The organism is Microcystis sp. LE19-84.1B, assembly GCF_027531875.1.
Lineage (GTDB): Bacteria > Cyanobacteriota > Cyanobacteriia > Cyanobacteriales > Microcystaceae > Microcystis > Microcystis panniformis.
The window spans coordinates 36,255-52,765 of sequence record NZ_JAPZSR010000079.1 but is presented as its reverse complement, the minus strand read 5'-3'; the positions used below and the strand labels follow the sequence as shown (position 1 = coordinate 52,765).

22 protein-coding genes and 2 pseudogenes are annotated in these 16,511 nt (G+C 42.5%); 8 read left to right on the top strand and 16 right to left on the bottom strand.

Features of this window, described 5'->3' with window-relative positions:
- Nucleotides 1–245: 245 nt before the first annotated feature.
- Nucleotides 246–509: pseudogene (locus O9324_RS04595) on the bottom strand (IS1634 family transposase N-terminal domain-related protein); the annotation flags it as partial.
- 119 nt (nucleotides 510–628) lie between these two features.
- On the opposite strand from O9324_RS04595, the gene O9324_RS04590 reads away from it, so the two are divergent.
- Complete coding sequence (locus tag O9324_RS04590; RefSeq protein ID WP_002770977.1) at nucleotides 629–802, top strand: hypothetical protein; 174 nt, start codon at nucleotides 629–631, stop codon at nucleotides 800–802.
- Nucleotides 803–1,021: 219 nt separating this feature from the next.
- On the opposite strand, the pseudogene O9324_RS04585 reads toward O9324_RS04590, so the two are convergent.
- A pseudogene (locus O9324_RS04585) lies at nucleotides 1,022–1,871 on the bottom strand (IS630 family transposase).
- An 84-nt stretch (nucleotides 1,872–1,955) separates the two neighbouring features.
- Between O9324_RS04585 and O9324_RS04580 the strand changes: the two are divergent.
- The 3 genes from O9324_RS04580 (at nucleotide 1,956) to obgE (ending at nucleotide 3,962) form a co-directional block, all read left to right on the top strand.
- The gene (locus O9324_RS04580; RefSeq protein WP_002770993.1) at nucleotides 1,956–2,159 is read left to right on the top strand and encodes a hypothetical protein; all 204 of its coding nucleotides are present in this window, start codon (nucleotides 1,956–1,958) and stop codon (nucleotides 2,157–2,159) included.
- A 571-nt stretch (nucleotides 2,160–2,730) separates the two neighbouring features.
- On the top strand, nucleotides 2,731–2,889 hold the full coding sequence (locus O9324_RS04575; protein ID WP_002770995.1) for a hypothetical protein: 159 nt from the start codon (nucleotides 2,731–2,733) through the stop codon (nucleotides 2,887–2,889).
- A 44-nt stretch (nucleotides 2,890–2,933) separates the two neighbouring features.
- Nucleotides 2,934–3,962 (top strand): GTPase ObgE, encoded by a 1,029-nt coding sequence (gene obgE / locus O9324_RS04570; RefSeq protein ID WP_288139571.1) that lies wholly within the window; start codon nucleotides 2,934–2,936, stop codon nucleotides 3,960–3,962.
- 9 nt (nucleotides 3,963–3,971) lie between these two features.
- Here obgE and O9324_RS04565 read toward each other — a convergent pair whose 3' ends face one another.
- From O9324_RS04565 to purS, 9 genes are all read right to left on the bottom strand, one after another.
- The gene (locus O9324_RS04565) at nucleotides 3,972–4,337 is read right to left on the bottom strand and encodes a KH domain-containing protein (protein ID WP_002770997.1); all 366 of its coding nucleotides are present in this window, start codon (nucleotides 4,335–4,337) and stop codon (nucleotides 3,972–3,974) included.
- Nucleotides 4,330–4,578, bottom strand: coding sequence for a 30S ribosomal protein S16 (gene rpsP, locus O9324_RS04560; protein WP_002736858.1), 249 nt, complete (start codon nucleotides 4,576–4,578; stop codon nucleotides 4,330–4,332). Before rpsP ends, O9324_RS04565 begins: the two co-directional genes overlap by 8 nt.
- A gap of 92 nt (nucleotides 4,579–4,670) precedes the next feature.
- Nucleotides 4,671–4,913, bottom strand: coding sequence for an HNH endonuclease (locus tag O9324_RS04555; RefSeq protein ID WP_002738070.1), 243 nt, complete (start codon nucleotides 4,911–4,913; stop codon nucleotides 4,671–4,673).
- Between the two features lie 63 nt (nucleotides 4,914–4,976).
- On the bottom strand, nucleotides 4,977–5,540 hold the full coding sequence (locus tag O9324_RS04550) for a KGK domain-containing protein (protein WP_288139570.1): 564 nt from the start codon (nucleotides 5,538–5,540) through the stop codon (nucleotides 4,977–4,979).
- 30 nt (nucleotides 5,541–5,570) lie between these two features.
- A complete protein-coding gene (locus O9324_RS04545) occupies nucleotides 5,571–6,965 on the bottom strand; it encodes a transglutaminase domain-containing protein (protein ID WP_288139569.1) in 1,395 nt (464 codons plus the stop codon).
- A gap of 195 nt (nucleotides 6,966–7,160) precedes the next feature.
- A complete protein-coding gene (gene rfbB / locus O9324_RS04540; protein ID WP_288139573.1) occupies nucleotides 7,161–8,237 on the bottom strand; it encodes a dTDP-glucose 4,6-dehydratase in 1,077 nt (358 codons plus the stop codon).
- A 46-nt stretch (nucleotides 8,238–8,283) separates the two neighbouring features.
- The gene (cdf31, locus tag O9324_RS04535; RefSeq protein WP_002771006.1) at nucleotides 8,284–9,210 is read right to left on the bottom strand and encodes a CDF family zinc efflux transporter Cdf31; all 927 of its coding nucleotides are present in this window, start codon (nucleotides 9,208–9,210) and stop codon (nucleotides 8,284–8,286) included.
- Between the two features lie 267 nt (nucleotides 9,211–9,477).
- Nucleotides 9,478–10,161 carry a phosphoribosylformylglycinamidine synthase subunit PurQ gene (purQ, locus tag O9324_RS04530; RefSeq protein WP_287630643.1) on the bottom strand — a complete coding sequence of 228 codons (684 nt, stop codon included), beginning with the start codon at nucleotides 10,159–10,161 and terminating at the stop codon, nucleotides 9,478–9,480.
- A gap of 132 nt (nucleotides 10,162–10,293) precedes the next feature.
- Nucleotides 10,294–10,551, bottom strand: coding sequence for a phosphoribosylformylglycinamidine synthase subunit PurS (gene purS, locus O9324_RS04525; protein ID WP_002771010.1), 258 nt, complete (start codon nucleotides 10,549–10,551; stop codon nucleotides 10,294–10,296).
- A 31-nt stretch (nucleotides 10,552–10,582) separates the two neighbouring features.
- On the opposite strand from purS, the gene O9324_RS04520 reads away from it, so the two are divergent.
- Nucleotides 10,583–10,966 carry a Fur family transcriptional regulator gene (locus tag O9324_RS04520; RefSeq protein ID WP_002771012.1) on the top strand — a complete coding sequence of 128 codons (384 nt, stop codon included), beginning with the start codon at nucleotides 10,583–10,585 and terminating at the stop codon, nucleotides 10,964–10,966.
- A gap of 88 nt (nucleotides 10,967–11,054) precedes the next feature.
- On the opposite strand, the gene accD is transcribed toward O9324_RS04520, so the two are convergent.
- The 4 genes from accD to O9324_RS04500 form a co-directional block, all read right to left on the bottom strand.
- Nucleotides 11,055–12,005: an acetyl-CoA carboxylase, carboxyltransferase subunit beta gene (gene accD, locus O9324_RS04515; protein ID WP_288139568.1), complete on the bottom strand. Its 951-nt coding sequence runs from the start codon at nucleotides 12,003–12,005 to the stop codon at nucleotides 11,055–11,057.
- Between the two features lie 19 nt (nucleotides 12,006–12,024).
- Nucleotides 12,025–12,234, bottom strand: a complete 210-nt coding sequence (locus O9324_RS04510; RefSeq protein WP_002746583.1) for a hypothetical protein — start codon at nucleotides 12,232–12,234, stop codon at nucleotides 12,025–12,027.
- 41 nt (nucleotides 12,235–12,275) lie between these two features.
- Nucleotides 12,276–13,085 (bottom strand): prepilin peptidase, encoded by an 810-nt coding sequence (locus O9324_RS04505; protein ID WP_287630639.1) that lies wholly within the window; start codon nucleotides 13,083–13,085, stop codon nucleotides 12,276–12,278.
- A gap of 206 nt (nucleotides 13,086–13,291) precedes the next feature.
- On the bottom strand, nucleotides 13,292–13,780 hold the full coding sequence (locus O9324_RS04500; protein ID WP_288139567.1) for a hypothetical protein: 489 nt from the start codon (nucleotides 13,778–13,780) through the stop codon (nucleotides 13,292–13,294).
- A 258-nt stretch (nucleotides 13,781–14,038) separates the two neighbouring features.
- Here O9324_RS04500 and O9324_RS04495 point away from each other — a divergent pair, with 258 nt between their 5' ends.
- Nucleotides 14,039–14,341 carry a YkvA family protein gene (locus O9324_RS04495; RefSeq protein ID WP_002787856.1) on the top strand — a complete coding sequence of 101 codons (303 nt, stop codon included), beginning with the start codon at nucleotides 14,039–14,041 and terminating at the stop codon, nucleotides 14,339–14,341.
- Between the two features lie 122 nt (nucleotides 14,342–14,463).
- Here O9324_RS04495 and O9324_RS04490 read toward each other — a convergent pair whose 3' ends face one another.
- Entirely contained in the window at nucleotides 14,464–15,123 is a 660-nt protein-coding gene (locus tag O9324_RS04490) for a phosphoribosyltransferase (protein WP_193959066.1), read from the bottom strand.
- A 198-nt stretch (nucleotides 15,124–15,321) separates the two neighbouring features.
- On the opposite strand from O9324_RS04490, the gene O9324_RS04485 reads away from it, so the two are divergent.
- The gene (locus tag O9324_RS04485; protein ID WP_002787862.1) at nucleotides 15,322–15,807 is read left to right on the top strand and encodes a DUF4079 domain-containing protein; all 486 of its coding nucleotides are present in this window, start codon (nucleotides 15,322–15,324) and stop codon (nucleotides 15,805–15,807) included.
- A 183-nt stretch (nucleotides 15,808–15,990) separates the two neighbouring features.
- Nucleotides 15,991–16,329: a P-II family nitrogen regulator gene (locus tag O9324_RS04480; RefSeq protein ID WP_002746593.1), complete on the top strand. Its 339-nt coding sequence runs from the start codon at nucleotides 15,991–15,993 to the stop codon at nucleotides 16,327–16,329.
- Nucleotides 16,330–16,511 lie beyond the last annotated feature (182 nt).

Here is a 16,511-nt window from a genome sequence, read left to right as displayed (position 1 = left end):
ATCCATCAATGGATATAGCCCTTAACTTTTCTTAATGTACCCATGTAATTTGTAACATTTCTTAATGGACAAGAATTCTCTCCATTTGCTAGAATGGTAGTCATGTACATAGAAAAAGTTCCTAACCGTAATTCCCCCCCCGCTGTTCTTCTTCGGGAGTCCTACCGAGAAGGAGATCAAGTCAAAAAAATAACCCAGGCCCATCTCTCAAAAATAACCGATGATATTATCGACAAAATAAAAACAACACCAAAATTATTAATCGACACTAAAATAGCCAACACATGACCATGAGGAAGACTTCTAAACACTACAAAATGATTGGGAATGCCTTCAGTCATGGACAGTGTTGCCCCTTTAAGAGCCAGTTTCAGATTGTCGATAATATCATCGGGTAATTTTGAGAGATTGGCCAGGGTTCTTTTTTTGACTTGATCTCCTTCTCGGTAGGACTCCCGAAGAAGAACGGCGGGGGGGGAATTACGGTTAGGAACTTTTTCTATATACATGACTACCATTCTAGCAAATGGAGAGAATTTTTATCCATTAAGAAATGTTACAAATTACATGGGTACATTAAGAAAAGTTAAGGGCTATATCCATTGATGGATAAGGGTTTTCGGCTATTATGGTATATATGTATGGGGGAAGTTCAGATATTCATCTCGATACGGATGAAGGTTATGGTTGGACGGTTAAAGGGGAGAGAGCTTGGGTTAGTTCCAGTTCCCCCGGACTCAGAAAGGTATCTTTTTATGGTGTTTATATCTACAACTTGGGTCAGGTTCGCATTTTTCCCTAGGAGAAAGCCGAGAAATTTAACACGATTGATGTGCTCAAACATCTGCGAACCGAGTTTCCCGATCTCGCGTAGCGAGCGCTTTGCGTTCATGAAATGACCGTGATTTGGGATGGGGCCTCTTATCATCGCGCTGGGATTGTCAAGGAAGCAGCCGAGGCTCTGGACATCTCTTTACAAGGTTTATCTGCTTATATAGTTATTTCAAATAAGAACGAGACACTAGGCGACACAATAAGTACGAATAATTTCATCAAGGGGTGTCCCCACAGGAGCATACATTCTTGCCCTCTTTAATGCACTAAAATCATGTTCGATATCATTTAAATCAGGAGAGTATTTTGGCAAAAACACTACCTGATGACCTGCTTCTTCTACCAGTTGTTTAATGACTGTCTTCCGATGAATTGGTGCCTTATCCATAATTAATACTGATGTTATGGGCGCGAGAGGGCAATAAATATAAAGATAACCACCCTTCAAAACCTTCGGCATTCAGGCTTCTCGTAAATACCATCGGTGCAATAAAGTCTTTTTTTCCCTTTCTTCTCCCAGCGACAAGGTTTTCTCTTTTTCCTCGTTTTCCTTGTCTATCTCCCAATACTTTCTTCCCTTTTTTTGACCAAGCATAAAGGCAGGCTTGAAATTCTTCAAACCCTGACTCATCAATGAATACAAGGCTTTCACTTCCATATGTTTTAATCAATTCTCTCAGCACTCTGTAGTATTTCATTCTTTCTTCTCGGTTTCTTTCTCTATAACGAAGTTCCTTCTTTTTTCTGGTAATTTTCATTTTTTTTAAGGCATAGCAAATGGCACTTGGTCTCACTCCAAACTTCTCGGCTCTGTCTCTTAATCTTGCCTCGGGATTTTCTTGGACATCTTTTGACAGTGCTTTACAGTCCAGCTTTCTCTGACGGTGTTTTACCTTTGTTGCTTCCAGTTTTTCCCTACCTAGCCATCTATATATCGTCGCTCTTCCTATATTAAATAGAGCGGCGGCTTTGGTTATGCTTCCCCCATTCTCTACATAATCGATTACTTTTTTTCTCAAGTCTAGGCTATAAGACATTTTTCTATATGGGTTGCTCGTTTCTCTTTATTTTACCTTATTTTTCCCTCGTCTCACACTTATTTGAAATGACTATAAAATCCGATGTTCATGCCTGTTGAGCATCTCTGGCAATGGTTGCGTGAAGATGTTACTTATCACACCTGCCATAACAGCGAAGCGGAGCTTATTGCTCGGGTTTCTACTTTTCAGCAAACGATTAATGCTTTTCCTCTTGTTTTGGCTGATCGCTTATGGGTCAAATCCCACCTTAAATCTGAGGAGGAAAAACTACGGGTCTCTACTTAGTTGGGGTTTATGATCAAGTTATTGAAATAACTAGGGAACAAACACAAATTGCCTTAGAATACGCCACAGTATTTGTAGAACAAGCAAGCCACTGGCTTAATACACATTAGTTTAGTATAAAGAGATAGATAAATTATCAGGGTAAGCTCATCTAATTTGGTATAAATTGTACTTGACAAAGATTTCTGAATAGGGTAGTGAAATCGCCATAGCACATAGCACCGTCCCGCACCGCCAGTACCCAGACTTAGCCGCTGCTACCTCTGTATAATTTATAATTAAGCCTTAGTCTCACTGTTGTTCATGAAAATTAACGAGGAAATAGCTCATGGGTAAAGGTTTTGCCCCCAGGGTGAGAGCATCTCAAACGCTATTGACAATTAGCCAATTTTGTGAACCGCTTGCTGTGTGGGCATTTCAAGTGATACCAGTCAATCAGAATAGTTACGAAATATTCACATTTGGTCGATTTTTGCTTAACAATTGAGATGGCCAATTCTCCTCAAATATGCCTGAATCGCTCTCTGGGTAAGCAAATCACATAAAGTTGATTTTGTCAAGAATTGTTAAGATGCGCTTACCCTGTATTGACGTAGATATTATTATTCTTGCTCATTGGCAGTTATTAAAAAAACAATATCCGAGCCGTTATCTAGTCATCGCTACTACCAATGTCAAACATTTTCAGGGATTCGCAGAAGCTTTAAATTGGCAAGATATTAACCTATAACAGCTTTAAGCTTGATCATTTTTTCACTTTAACTACTTAATCTTATGCAGTTTATTGATCGCGCCGAAATAGAAGTGGAAGGGGGTAAGGGAGGTGATGGAATCGTCGCTTTCCGTCGGGAAAAATACGTCCCCGCCGGCGGTCCGGCCGGAGGTAATGGGGGAAAAGGTGGTTCGGTGATTTTTGTGGCGACTCAGAACCTGCAAACCCTGCTAGATTTCCAGTATAGTCGCTATTTTAAGGCCGATGACGGTAAACGGGGCGGTCCGAACAACTGCACCGGAGCCAACGGTAGCGATCGCATTATTAAAGTTCCCTGTGGTACAGCAGTTTACGATCTCGATAGCGAGGAAATTATCGGCGATTTGGTCACTCCCGAACAGACTTTAATCGTCGCTGCCGGAGGAAAAGGGGGATTAGGCAACCGCCACTTTTTAAGCAATAATAACCGCGCACCCGAATACGCTTTACCCGGTTTAGACGGAGAAAAACGCCATTTACGCCTAGAATTGAAGTTATTAGCGGAAGTGGGACTGATCGGGCTGCCCAATGCGGGAAAATCCACCCTAATCTCCGCCGTTTCCTCTGCTCGTCCCAAAATCGCCGATTATCCCTTTACGACTCTTATCCCTAACTTGGGAGTGGTACGCAAACCCACAGGAGACGGGACGGTATTCGCCGATATTCCAGGATTAATCGAGGGAGCGCACCGAGGAATCGGCCTAGGACACGAATTTTTGCGCCATATCGAACGCACACGCCTGTTAATTCATCTTGTCTCCTTGACAGCAGAAGACCCGATCGCCGATTATCAAATTATCCAAGGGGAATTAGCCGCCTATGGTCGAGGCTTAGAAAAGCGATCGCAAATACTGGTTTTCAACAAAATTGATGCTGTGGACGAGGAAACGATAGATAACTATCAAAAGCAGTTTGCTAAAATAACCAATGCCGAGATTTTGACTATTTCCGCCGTGACAGGAGCCGGATTAACCACTTTACTCGCCAAAGTTTGGCAGCAATTAGAGCAACTGGAGAGGGTCGAGGATGAAACCCCTTCCCTGTTTTCCTAAAATCCCTCGTTAGTTGTTGAGCTGCCGGGGTGCGGGTGGTCGTCGATTACTCGGTCTTCTTTCCGTACCTTCAAAGTTACCATTAGAACGACGGGTGCGGCGCTGTTCGCCTTCATTTTCGGCCGCATAGACTTCTAGATAAAGAGAACGACCCGCACTCGCGGCCGCCATTTCTAGGGTAGTTCTAATCGCCTGTAAATTGCGTCCTCCCCGGCCGTAAACTTTGCCTTTATCGGCATCATCGAAGGCTACACGCAGCCAAAGACGTTCATTTTCCTTACAGCGCTCGATATCCAATCTCAGACTGGCCGGATCTTCCAAAAACGGCTCGATAATAAATTTCACCAGTTCGAGATAATTGGGGGTACTAGGCATTGATTTTCTCGAAAATTTTCTGTTTGGTGAGAATGCTGCGCACGGTGTCCGTCGGTTGCGCGCCTTGTTGTAAGCGTCGGATGATTCCTTCTTCATCCAGACGCACTTCATCGGTGCGGGGATTGTAAAATCCTAATTCCTCTAGGGGACGACCATCGCGACGACTGGTGCTAACGGCCGCAACGATACGATAACTGGCTTCGCGTTTTTTACCAAAGCGTTTTAGACGTAATTTGATCATGGTTACTCAAAAATTCTTCTTTCCGATTCTAACTCATCCCGGCGGTATTTCCACAAGTGGCGATCGAGGAAAGGGTCGGCAGCCATTGGCTATTATTGAAAATAACGCCGAAAACGAGGGTCTAAATGGTCTTTTTTGCGGCGATTACAGCATAAACAAAGGGTTTGCAGGTTACTAATGTCGTTACTGCCACCTAAAGCCAAGGGAATGATATGATCTATGGAAAGTTGGGCTAATTTTTCGGGTTTACCGCAACTCTGACACTGATAATTATCCCTTTGATAAACATATTTTCTCACTTCGATCGGAATCGGTATTCTCGGAGTTTTTGCCATGATAATTACAGCAGGAGACAGGAGATTGCTTTAATTTATTTTCCTCATTACCTAATTAGGTTTTCAGGAATTGAAGTTAGTTTTTTCTGGATTTTCTCGCAGCATTTGCCGAATTTCCTCTAGGGGTGATTCTGGTTCTTGCTCAATTGTGCTTTCTTCGGGAATAAATTCTAGGGTAATTTTTATTTGACGAGTTTCGTTGAAATCGTTAAAGCCTTGATTTCTGATTTCTTGAAATAAAATACCATCTTCACTAGAATTACGATGTATATACGGACTTTTTGAAAGTTTTTCTAAAACACTAGAAAAAGTACATTCTCCATAAGTTTTAACTTTTCCTGTTCTCCAGTCTTTCTCCCCCACTATTAATAATTTACAATCCTTCCCTTCACTCGGATAATGAACCCATTCAATTTTATTAATTTGACCAAATAGAGAAGAACTATCTTGCATATCTGTTCGTAGTCTTCCATGGGAAGTATATTTGCCGATATAGTTTAAAAAATCTGCTTGGATTTTTTCCCTAAATTTTCTCACTAAAATAACTTCTTCATCTTCAAACATCAATACACTATTATCATCTTCGATAATGATTTTTCGAGAGTTGTTAAAAGTATCAAAATTCATTCTTTTGCTCCTTAATGACTCAAAGACAAATTACTCGTACTCAACTAAACTAGCATAGTTATTACCCTCGGTAAACTTGCCAGCGATAGTTATCTTTCCTGAACCAACTTTAACATTACCGAAAAATAAATTACCTGACTTAGCTAAAGGAGTCCAGTTACCCGATGATTGATCGATGATAACCACAGCTAAAGCATTGGGTACTTCTATTTTAAAATTTGCCAATTGATTCTTAGTTAATTTGGCTATTGTGGGACTATAAAGATAGGCATTATTTTCTTCAAAAGTAGCAAAGGTTTTCGGGATAGGGACACCCCTAGCATTGCTGGTAATTCGATAGGATAAAGCATGATTAAAGTTATTTTGATCGGATTTATTTTTAGAGAAAACCATCAAATCATAAGTGCCAGTTTGGGGAAAGGAAACTTGAATTATTGCTTGTCCATTGACTCTTTGAATTAAGGGTAAATGGCTATTGATAGGTAAATTATTTTGTTGCAATTGAGCAGAAATCTGGGTGTGATTAGGAACTTGTAAAATAACTTCTGTCATTCCTGAAGACTGGATATCATAACTTTTGTGATTGACTAATTTTATACCATCTCGAAAAAATTGTGATGTCACAATCGGCCAAGAATCAAATTGTGGTTTTCTATAAACTTTCGGGAATAATTGCCACTGGGTTTGTTCGGGAAAATGACTATAAATTAATTGTGCGGGTGGAGTAGCAAAATAATGAGGATTAAATTGCCGTTGAAATTGATTGTTATTGACTACTCCCGCACCCCAAGTTGCATCAATTAGATACCAAGCATTATTAATTCTCACAGTATTCCAAGCATGGTTAGCATCACTAGAATTGCCCACTAGATAGCCTAATCCTTTTGCATAACCGATAACAACCGCTGATTTTAATCCCATTTTTTCTGCTAAAGCTTGATAAAGATTGGCATAACCTGAACAGACAGCTAAACGATTTTTGAGGACAGTATAAGGACTAGCATCACCGTAATTACCCCTTAAAAAACTTGCCACATCGTAGGTAATATTATGGGTAATCCAAACGTAAATAATGCGGGCTTTTTCCGCTTCTGTTTTGGTATATTTAGATAGAATTGTTGCTAATTCTGATAGAGAATTTCCTTGGTAATTGATGCTGCGAGCTAGACGATCAATATTTTGATAATTTCCCTGTCTAACTTGGGGATTATTCCCTGGAATAATTGGCTGAGAAAGTTGCAGATTATTAGTATTATAAATTAAGTCATTTGCCGGTTTAAATGATTGAAAATTCCTGAGCAGTTGAGAACTTTGGTTTTTAAATGCCATCCCAACGGACATTAAAACTAAAAAGATGAAAATTCCTGGAATTGTCCTTCCCGATGGCCGATTCTTGCGGCGGCGATAATTTCTTTTATAAGCCATGGTTGCTGCTAATAAAAAGTAAAGATTGCCAGTCTTAGTCTGCTCTGCTCCTATTATCTCTCAAAGCTAACTATTTTTTTGAGATTTTCCTGTGATCTTAATCACTGACAATTAAAATATTAATCTAGCTAAAGTAATAAGTGTGTTAGTTTTCGCTAACACACCCAAAATTAAGATTAGATTTTTTACCCTTCTCTAACCGTAAACTTTCCCATAATACTCTTGATATTCTTTGGATAACAAAGGTTGCCACCAATCCCGATGATCGAGATACCATTGAATGGTTTTTCTTAATCCCCCCTCTACCGTTTCTTGAGGTTGCCAACCTAATTCAGTGCGAATTTTACTGGCATCAATAGCATACCGGCGATCATGTCCGAGGCGATCCTTGACAAAAGTAATTAAATTCCGAGCGGGTTTCACGGGTAAATCGGGAGCTAATTCATCCATTAACTCACATAACATCCTGACTAAATCGATATTTTTTACCTCATTATTTCCGCCAATATTATAGGTTTCTCCTGCTTTGCCTTTGTGAATAACTGTATCTAAAGCTTGACAATGATCCCGCACATATAACCAATCTCGAACATTTTGACCATCACCATAAACGGGTAAAGGTTTACCCAAAAGAATATTAATACACATCAAAGGAATTAACTTTTCGGGAAAATGATAGGAACCATAATTATTAGAACAATTAGTAATAATTGTCGGCATTCCGTAGGTATGAAAATAAGCTCTCGCTAGATGATCACTCCCCGCTTTTGAGGCAGAATAGGGACTATTAGGAGCATAGGGAGTAGTTTCGGTAAAAGCTGGATCATCTACTCCTAAACTGCCATAAACCTCATCGGTGGAAACGTGCAGAAAACGATAGTGATCGGGTTGATAATTACTTAACCAATGTTGCCGAAAACTTTCTAATAGAGTAAAAGTTCCCACCACATTAGTTTGCACAAAAGCTCCAGGACCAAGAATCGATCGATCCACATGGGATTCGGCGGCAAAATGGGCAACTGTATCGATATTTTCACTAGCAAATAATTGATCAACTAAAGCTCGATCGCAGATATCCCCTTGCAGAAAACGGAAATTCTTTCTATCTTTCAGTGTCCCTAAATTATTCAAATTGCCCGCATAGGTAAGAGCATCAAGAACAATTACACGATCCTCAGGATAATTCTCGCACCAATGATGAACAAAATTCGAGCCGATAAATCCTGCTCCACCAGTAATTACTATGCTTCTAGCTTGATTTTCTGTCGCCATGGCCACCTCTAGCAAAAGTTCGCTACTTATTTTAGGCCTTTTTGCTTCACACTTCTTCATCAAAAGTGATCCGATCAGAGTGATAATCCGGCGGTTCAACGTGAATTAAAATTCTCACAGGGCTAAATTGTTGGGTTAATCTTGCTTCCACCGCTTCCGTGATTGCGTGAGCAGTTTCCACATCTTGAGCGGAGACAACTAGGTGCATTTCTATAAATACCTGTCTTCCCACCACTCCCCGAGACGCGATCGCATGACAATTAAGCACCCCCGGCACCTCCAGGACAATTTGATGAATCACTTCAGGAGCGATCGCCATTTCATCCACTAACAAAGGTAAATTCTCCTTGAGGACTTTCCAACCACTGCTAAACACCAAAAAAGCGACAGGAAAGGACAAAATCACATCTAACCATTGTAATTGGGGAATATTAGCCGTATTGCCCACCCAAACCCCAACTAACCCCAATAAAACTGTAATTGTCACCCACACATCACTCATGGTATGACGAGCATCGGCAATCAAAATCACACTACCGACACGCTGCCCCACCGATCTCTCATAGTAGGTGACAAAAATATTCACTCCTAAAACGATAATTAATAGCCATAATTCAGAACCTGCAATCTCGACGGGTTTTCCTCCTTTGATAATACGCATGATCGCCCCTTGCAAGATTTCAAAACAGGCAATCCCCAAAAAGGCGGCGATCGCTAAAGCTCCGATCGCTTCGTATTTCAGATGTCCGTAGGGATGATCTCGATCGGGATAGGGAGAGGAAAACCGCATCGCTATCAGTCCCAAGACATTATTCGCACTATCGGTGACACTATGGAGAGCATCCGCTTGCAGACTCAAAGAACTAATTCTCAAACCCACCCCCGCTTTGATCGCCATAACCAACATATTCAGCAGCAGGGTGATCCAGAGAACTTTTTGGACAGTAGCCCGATTATCTTTTAAAACAGCCACAGGATTATCAGTTATCAGTTATCAGTTATCAGTTATCAGTGGGTAAGTTATCAGTTATCAGGGAAATTTCAACTAAAACCCCAAAACCCCAAAAACCCAACTACTTGAGGGTTGAAAAAGGGCAAAAATAAGGATTAAATTGCCTAAAGTCGGTAAATAGACCATTTAATTGATTATTATTCATTTTTAATTCTCCTGACTACTGACTACTGACTACTGACTCCTAACCCTAACAACAATTTTTGATTTTTACAAGAGGTCTAGTCATCAACAATTGATCAACTCCCGAAATAATAGACTACCATCGGTCAAATTGAGCATCCGATCGGCGGCGCGTTCGGGATGAGGCATCATTCCTAGCACATTTCCTGCTTTATTGGTAATTCCTGCAATATTATTTAACGAACCGTTGGGATTTCCCGACTCATTTACCTCTCCTGTGGGAGTACAGTAACGAAAGAGAATTTGTCCGTTATCCTCCAGAGATTTTAACGTATCTTCTGCGGCATAATAACGCCCTTCCCCGTGAGCAATGGGCAAATTAAGTACCTGTTGCGGTTGATAACCCCGCGTCCAGACAGATTGATTATTTTCCACTTTTACTGGCACTCGATCGCAAATAAAATGTAAATCGCGATTACGAATTAAGGCACCGGGTAGCAGCCCAATTTCCGTTAATACCTGAAACCCGTTACAGATACCTAAAACTAATTTACCTTTTTCGGCTTCTTCTCGGACAGTTTTCATCGCTGGCGAAAATCTAGCGATCGCACCACAGCGCAAATAATCGCCGTAACTAAATCCCCCCGGCACCACAATCACATCCACATCCCCTAAATCCGTCTCTTGATGCCAAATATAGCGGGTAGGTTGCTGAAAAATCCCCTCCGTCACCGTTGCCACATCTCGATCGCAATTCGATCCCGGGAAAACAATAATCCCAAACTTCATAATTTTTAACTTGGTTAATTCATTGTGCAGAAAGCTCTCATCAGATGGGTGTTAGGGTGTTAGGGTGTTAGGGTGTTAGGGTATTAGTTGAATTTCCCCATTTCCCCATTTCCCCATTTCCCTATCCCCTATCTACTGACAATGCAAATCAAAGCGATAATTTTCAATCACAGGATTAGCCAGTAGTTGATCGCACATTTGATCCAATTGTTCGCGAGCGCTGATCTCATCCGCTGCTGTCACGGTAAGCTCAATATACTTACCAATTCGCACCCCAGCTACAGTATCATAACCCAATTGTTTTAATCCCGACTCTACCGCTGTACCCGCCGGATCGAGAACCGAGGGACGCAGGGTAACATAAATAAAGCACTGATAATTTTTTGGCATAGAATTAACTTTGATCGCTGACCTTTTTGATATGAAATCCCAACGCACCCGATCGCAAGAGCGCATTATCCACTTACTCAAAACCTTAAATCGGGCAGTATCCGCTCAAGAATTGTTTGTGGAACTCCGTCAGCGTGACCAAAATATGGGGTTAGCCACTGTTTACCGCGCCCTAGAATCCCTAAAATTACAGGGTGCAGTGCAGGTGAGAACCCTAGCCACAGGAGAATCCCTCTACAGTTCCCTTCAGCAGGATCAACACCATCTTACCTGTATTCATTGCGGTCGGTCTATCGTCTTTAATGAGTGTCCCGTTCACGAATTGGAAGAAAAACTCGAAAAATCCCACCAATTCAAGGTTTATTACCATACTCTCGAATTTTTTGGACTTTGCGATCACTGTCAACCTGGTTAAGTGTGGGCTGTACTACATTGAAACCACTGATCAGAAAAATTTTAGTACAAATGCTCGGACTGGCGACTCCAGTGCTGTCTTACAAAGATTAAACTGTTGTTTGTCCCTGGGCTGTTTTAAGAGGGATTAACTCCGGCTGACTGTGGTGATGATGACTGTTGAGGGGGGATAACAAGGGGAAAAAGGGCTGATGTAAACTAATTAATTGAGCGAGGGTTTTCTTGAGATGGGTACGGGGAACGATCGCATCGACAAACCCGTGTTTTAATAAGTATTCCGATGTTTGGAAACCTTCCGGCAATTTCTCGCGCAAAGTCTGTTCAATTACCCGTTTACCAGCAAAACCGATAGTAGCCTTTGGTTCGGCGATAATAATATCTCCCAACATGGCAAAACTGGCCGTGACTCCTCCCGTGGTGGGATTAGTCAAGACAGGAATATAAAGTAACTTTGCTTCCCGATGCCGGTTAAGAGCGCCAGAAATCTTAGCCATCTGCATTAAACTTAACATTCCCTCCTGCATTCTCGCCCCACCAGAAGCGCAGATGATCACCAGGGGTAAACTTTCATCGGTAGCTCGTTCCGTCAAACGACAGAGTTTTTCTCCCACCACCGATCCCATGCTACCCCCCATAAAACGGAAGTCCATCACCCCTAAAGCTAAGGGTAAACCATCGATCGTCCCCGTTCCCGTCTGGACAGCATCCGTCAGACCAGTTTTTTCTTGGGTTTCTCGCAGGCGATCGCTATAGCTTTTCCGATCGCGAAATTTGAGGGGATCCGTCGGTCGAATCTGTTCATCAAGGCAATTCCAAGTATTAGCATCCACTAACTGGCGAATTCTTTCTTCACTTTCCACCCGATTATGATGACCGCAATCGACACAAACCAGTTGATTAGCTAATAAATCCTTGGTATAGGACAAAACGCCGCAATTTGGGCATTTTGTCCATAAACCATCGGCTATTTCTCGTTCCTGTTGTTGTTGAACCTTGGGTTCTGTTTTTTGGCGATTTGCAAACCAATCAAATAGAGACATAGTTTAAAATAAAGATAATTTATCGACTTTCTTCTAGAGGACTTAATAACAAAAGTGCTGTCCAGCGATCTTGGGGACGGACTTGTAGGGCGGCCTGATGCCCCTGGCCGCAATAAATACCAGGGCCAATAGCGATAACGCGACTGGGGATGTCGTGAGCTTTGAGCATTTCCTGTAGCCAATCGGCTTCCCAACTACTGGGGGTTGTTCTAATGGTGATCCAAGACACGGAAGACTATTGTATCAAGATTTAATTACAGGATAACTTTTTTACAACAAAGGGAAAAAAATGGTTTGATAGGCTGAGATGATCTTATCACTCCAAAATACACTCATCAGAGCGCCGAGGGCAAGAAATGGACCGAAGGGTATAGCTTGTCTTTTTGCCATTTTACCCATAAAAATGCCCGTCATACCGATTACCGCCCCGATAGCGCAGGCCAGAAAAGCGGTGACTAATAATGCTTGCCATCCTAACCAAGCACCGATCATGGCCGCTAATTTCGCATCTCCTCCCCCCATGGCCTGTTGTCTGAGGGCAAAACTCCCCCCCCACCGGACCAGATCAAATAACCAGACTCCTAAAACCGCACTAGCGATCGCTGAAAAGAGATAGATAACACTTTGATTATTTTGCCAACCTAAAAGAGTTTGAAAAACTATCCCTAAAACTAATCCCGATTGGGTGAGGGAGTTAGGAAGCGTCATCGTGTCAAAATCAATCAAAGCTAAAGCTAATAACCAACTGAGGAGAATCCAATAGCCGAGGGTCTGCCAAGAAAAGCTAAAATCTCCTAAAACCAGACAAAATAATAAACCGGTAAAAGTTTCGATCGCTGGATAACGGACAGAAATCGGGGTTTTACACCAGCGACAGCGACCCCCCAGCCATAACCAGCCGAAAACGGGTATATTCTCGCTTTTACCCAACCTATGGTGACATTTCGGACAGTGGGAAGGAGGATAAACTAGAGATATCCCCTGAGGTAATCTATAGATGACCACGTTTAAAAAACTGCCCACCGAGGCACCAAAAGCGAAGACAAAGGCAAAAGTAACTAGATGAAAGAGGGTTTCCATAGATTCAAGGCTGAAATCCGATCACTTTCCTAGAATACCCGGTTAAGCTGCCTGCCTATCTAAAATTACCGGTTAAGACGGCATGGCAGCCCTTCGAGCATCATCATTAAGATAACTGCTATCATCCCTATTTTTGACGTTTTTGAACCCCCAAAAATTAATTATGCCAAAGGTCTCAAGGTTTTAATGGCTCGATAACTCAAAAATTAGAGTTCTAAAGCTGCCTTTAGCTTAGTTAGGGCCACAGTTTCCCTCTCGCTAACTTTCGGACTACCAGTGCCAAATAAACCGCTACCCGCCGCTGCCGCTACTGTCTCGGCACAATTATAAATAAATTCCTTGTACTCTTGCAGATCTTCGGGCGTTGCTTTCCCTCTCAACACCGCTACAGCATCATTAATTTTATCGATCGCCGTATCGACTGCCGTATCCGGTTGCAAATCGGCTGCTTTGATCTCCATTTTTGCTGGGGGATTAACTTGCGCTTTTTCTACGGCTTCCTGAGAAAATAGCGTCTGAATAATATCATTATTAGGATAATTTATGGCCGCCTCCGCCACTTCTTTCCCTAAAGCGGCAGCCTCGATCGCCGTGGAAATAATCCCCGCATCCACCATCGCCACCGCCATACCGGTAATCATGACTGCACTGGCAACTGTTGCTAATTCATCGGATGTGTAGTTCTCTGCTGTCATGCTCTTAATCTTTCCTTAAACTGGCAGATGGTTGATTAGTTTGTCATCGCCTATTATAGGGGAAAAGATGCCACTATCTCCCCTCTTAAGCATCCAGTAATAATACTTCAGGCTCATCCCTAAAGGTGAATTTTCTTCTGGGCTTTTTTGGTGGATAATTAGCGGGGACAACCCTACCTAATGGTGGGTAAAACCGCACTATCAGCCCCAGGGACAACCTGACAAAATTAAATTATCCCAGTCAGCGAGGAAAAATTAATGAAACCGATTGTTGAATCTTTTTACAACTGGTACAGCAGCAAAATTACTCACCCTAAATATCGTTGGATTATCATTCTGGGAACTATGGTTTATCTTTTTAGCCCCCTCGATATTTCTCCTGACGTTTTCCCAATTATTGGTTGGATTGATGATGGGATTGTTCTCACCCTTTTAACCACGGAATTATCGCGATTAGTTCTTGATTATCGCACTCGCCGTCCAGGAGGAGTCAAGAATCAAACCGAAGTTTCTTCCCCAACCAATACCGTTGATACCGATGCCGTAGAAGTCAAAAGTTAGAACTCAGAAGTCTCAATTTTGACTTCTGAATTCAGGAGATTGCTGTTATTTATTCTCCCCCCGCAACGCACACGAAGTGGTCTTCCCACACCCTTCTCCCCACTTCCCCACTCCCCATCTCCCTAAACTGAAATCAAAGAACTATCGACGCTGGCTAAAAGTGTTTGCACCTCCTCATCGCTGGTTTGGGAAAAATCTTCGTACCAAAGAGAAATTGATCTCAATTCGTAGGGTTTATGTAGGCAAATTACTCGATCGACTAATTTTTCTAATTGATCACAGACTTCCGGTGGGGCAACAGGAACAGCAATAATAATAGCAGCGGGATTCCCAGCTTTAAGGGTCAGAATCGCCGCTTTAATCGTTGCTCCCGTAGCGATCCCATCATCTACTAGAATAATCGTTTTTCCCGTCAAAACTGGAAAGGGGCGTTCACCTCGATACAAGCGATCGCGTCGCTCTAATTCGAGCATTTCTTCCTTTGCTACCCGTTCCATCATCGCCTCCGATAGGTGCAAGTCGTCAACGATACTTTCATTGATTACCCGCACCCCATTTTGACCGATCGCCCCAAAAGCTAACTCTTTGCGCTCCGGTACACCTAATTTTCGCACCAAACACAGATCTAAAGGCAAGTGTAACCTTTGGGCAATTTCAAAGGCGATCGGAACCCCACCCCGGGGCAAAGCCAAAACTAGCACCCCAGCACTATTGGTATATTCTGTCAAGTAACTAGCTAATAGTCTCCCTGCTGATCGCCGATCTTTGAGCAGATAAGTCATAACTCCCTCCTAGGGGCTAATCCCCGTGGAGATCCCTAGTCTCCCCTGACTCTATTCTATATTTCTCCGCTCATCTCTAGCGGAAATGTTAAGAAATTTAGCGAAGGCTTGACATTTTTTCAGCTAACCGCAGTTTTTCCAGTCCGGAGATCGGCTAAAATCTTAGGCAAAAGGGTTTTGTAAAGTTAGGTAACAAACATGAATCAAAGTTTAAGTGATGCGCTAGAGCCGATCGCCGCTGCCTTTCGCAGTCTCGGAACTCCCGAACCGATCGTTCATTGGGGACATCCAGTCATGATGGGGATTGTGGTTTTAGTTATGGGTAGTTATACTGCCTATGCCGGTTGGCAAAGCCGTTTAAGCCAAGATGGGGAAGTAGTAGCCAAAAATCGGGCTGATCACCGCAAACTCGCCCCTTGGCTGTTTTTATTTATCGCTCTCGGTTACACCGGCGGTGTTTTATCCCTAGTCATGCAGAAACATCCCATCCTCGAAAGCAGCCATTTCTGGACAGGATCGATCGCGATCGGTTTATTAGCTTTTAATGGATTATTATCCCTCACTGGCTTCGCTGGCGGTAAAAAAGAACTTTTCCGGACTATTCACGCCTATATCGGCAGCATTGCCCTGATTTTACTGCTAGTTCACGGTGTTTTCGGTCTTCAGTTGGGATTATCTCTCTAGTTGGTTTATTCATGGCTTCGGGTGGGCCAATTCCCACCTAGAAATTTTTCACCACAGAAGACTGTGGCCAAGGCCAATAATTGAAGAAATCATGACTTTAAGCGCTATTGTCGGGATTCTGCGTTTAGAATTAACAGTTAATTCACCAAGAAGGTATCGTCACGCAACGAGGAGATAGATATTTTGAAGAAAGTAGAAGCGATTATCCGACCCTTTAAACTGGAAGAGGTGAAAATCGCCCTAGTTAACGCGGGCATTGTCGGGATGACTGTCTCCGAAGTTAGAGGTTTCGGTCGTCAGAAAGGTCAATCGGAACGTTATCGCGGTTCCGAGTACACCGTCGAATTTCTCCAAAAACTCAAGATCGAGATCGTCGTCGAAGATAAGCAAGTCGATATGGTCGTCGATAAGCTGATTTCGGCAGCCCGTACCGGTGAAATCGGAGACGGTAAAATCTTTATCTCCCCCGTGGAACAGATCGTCCGCATCCGTACCGGAGAAAAAGACCTCCAAGCGATTTAACCTCCAAACAAGGGATGATAGTACAATGCTGTCATCCCCCCCATTGAAAGCAATTCCCATTAAGCAGTGTAACCTAATTTGATAGCGACCACCAACGACCGATTCCCCCAAACAAAAACTTTGTACCTCACCATTAAGATAAATACTATAATTGCAATCTGCTGAATATCAGTTTAAGCCTT

Bases quoted from the DNA above. Each gene is read 5' to 3' on its own strand.
- O9324_RS04590 (WP_002770977.1), top strand. From the start codon at position 629: ATGGTATATATGTATGGGGGAAGTTCAGATATTCATCTCGATACGGAT.
- O9324_RS04495 (WP_002787856.1), top strand. From the start codon at position 14,039: ATGAAACCGATTGTTGAATCTTTTTACAACTGGTACAGCAGCAAAATT.
- O9324_RS04500 (WP_288139567.1), bottom strand. From the start codon at position 13,780: ATGACAGCAGAGAACTACACATCCGATGAATTAGCAACAGTTGCCAGT.
- rpsP (WP_002736858.1), bottom strand. From the start codon at position 4,578: ATGATCAAATTACGTCTAAAACGCTTTGGTAAAAAACGCGAAGCCAGT.
- purS (WP_002771010.1), bottom strand. From the start codon at position 10,551: ATGCCAAAAAATTATCAGTGCTTTATTTATGTTACCCTGCGTCCCTCG.
- rfbB (WP_288139573.1), bottom strand. From the start codon at position 8,237: ATGGCGACAGAAAATCAAGCTAGAAGCATAGTAATTACTGGTGGAGCA.
- O9324_RS04520 (WP_002771012.1), top strand. From the start codon at position 10,583: ATGAAATCCCAACGCACCCGATCGCAAGAGCGCATTATCCACTTACTC.
- obgE (WP_288139571.1), top strand. From the start codon at position 2,934: ATGCAGTTTATTGATCGCGCCGAAATAGAAGTGGAAGGGGGTAAGGGA.
- O9324_RS04580 (WP_002770993.1), top strand. From the start codon at position 1,956: ATGTTCATGCCTGTTGAGCATCTCTGGCAATGGTTGCGTGAAGATGTT.
- O9324_RS04490 (WP_193959066.1), bottom strand. From the start codon at position 15,123: ATGACTTATCTGCTCAAAGATCGGCGATCAGCAGGGAGACTATTAGCT.
- O9324_RS04565 (WP_002770997.1), bottom strand. From the start codon at position 4,337: ATGCCTAGTACCCCCAATTATCTCGAACTGGTGAAATTTATTATCGAG.
- O9324_RS04555 (WP_002738070.1), bottom strand. From the start codon at position 4,913: ATGGCAAAAACTCCGAGAATACCGATTCCGATCGAAGTGAGAAAATAT.
- O9324_RS04575 (WP_002770995.1), top strand. From the start codon at position 2,731: ATGCGCTTACCCTGTATTGACGTAGATATTATTATTCTTGCTCATTGG.
- O9324_RS04550 (WP_288139570.1), bottom strand. From the start codon at position 5,540: ATGAATTTTGATACTTTTAACAACTCTCGAAAAATCATTATCGAAGAT.
- accD (WP_288139568.1), bottom strand. From the start codon at position 12,005: ATGTCTCTATTTGATTGGTTTGCAAATCGCCAAAAAACAGAACCCAAG.
- O9324_RS04545 (WP_288139569.1), bottom strand. From the start codon at position 6,965: ATGGCTTATAAAAGAAATTATCGCCGCCGCAAGAATCGGCCATCGGGA.
- purQ (WP_287630643.1), bottom strand. From the start codon at position 10,161: ATGAAGTTTGGGATTATTGTTTTCCCGGGATCGAATTGCGATCGAGAT.
- O9324_RS04485 (WP_002787862.1), top strand. From the start codon at position 15,322: ATGAATCAAAGTTTAAGTGATGCGCTAGAGCCGATCGCCGCTGCCTTT.
- O9324_RS04505 (WP_287630639.1), bottom strand. From the start codon at position 13,085: ATGGAAACCCTCTTTCATCTAGTTACTTTTGCCTTTGTCTTCGCTTTT.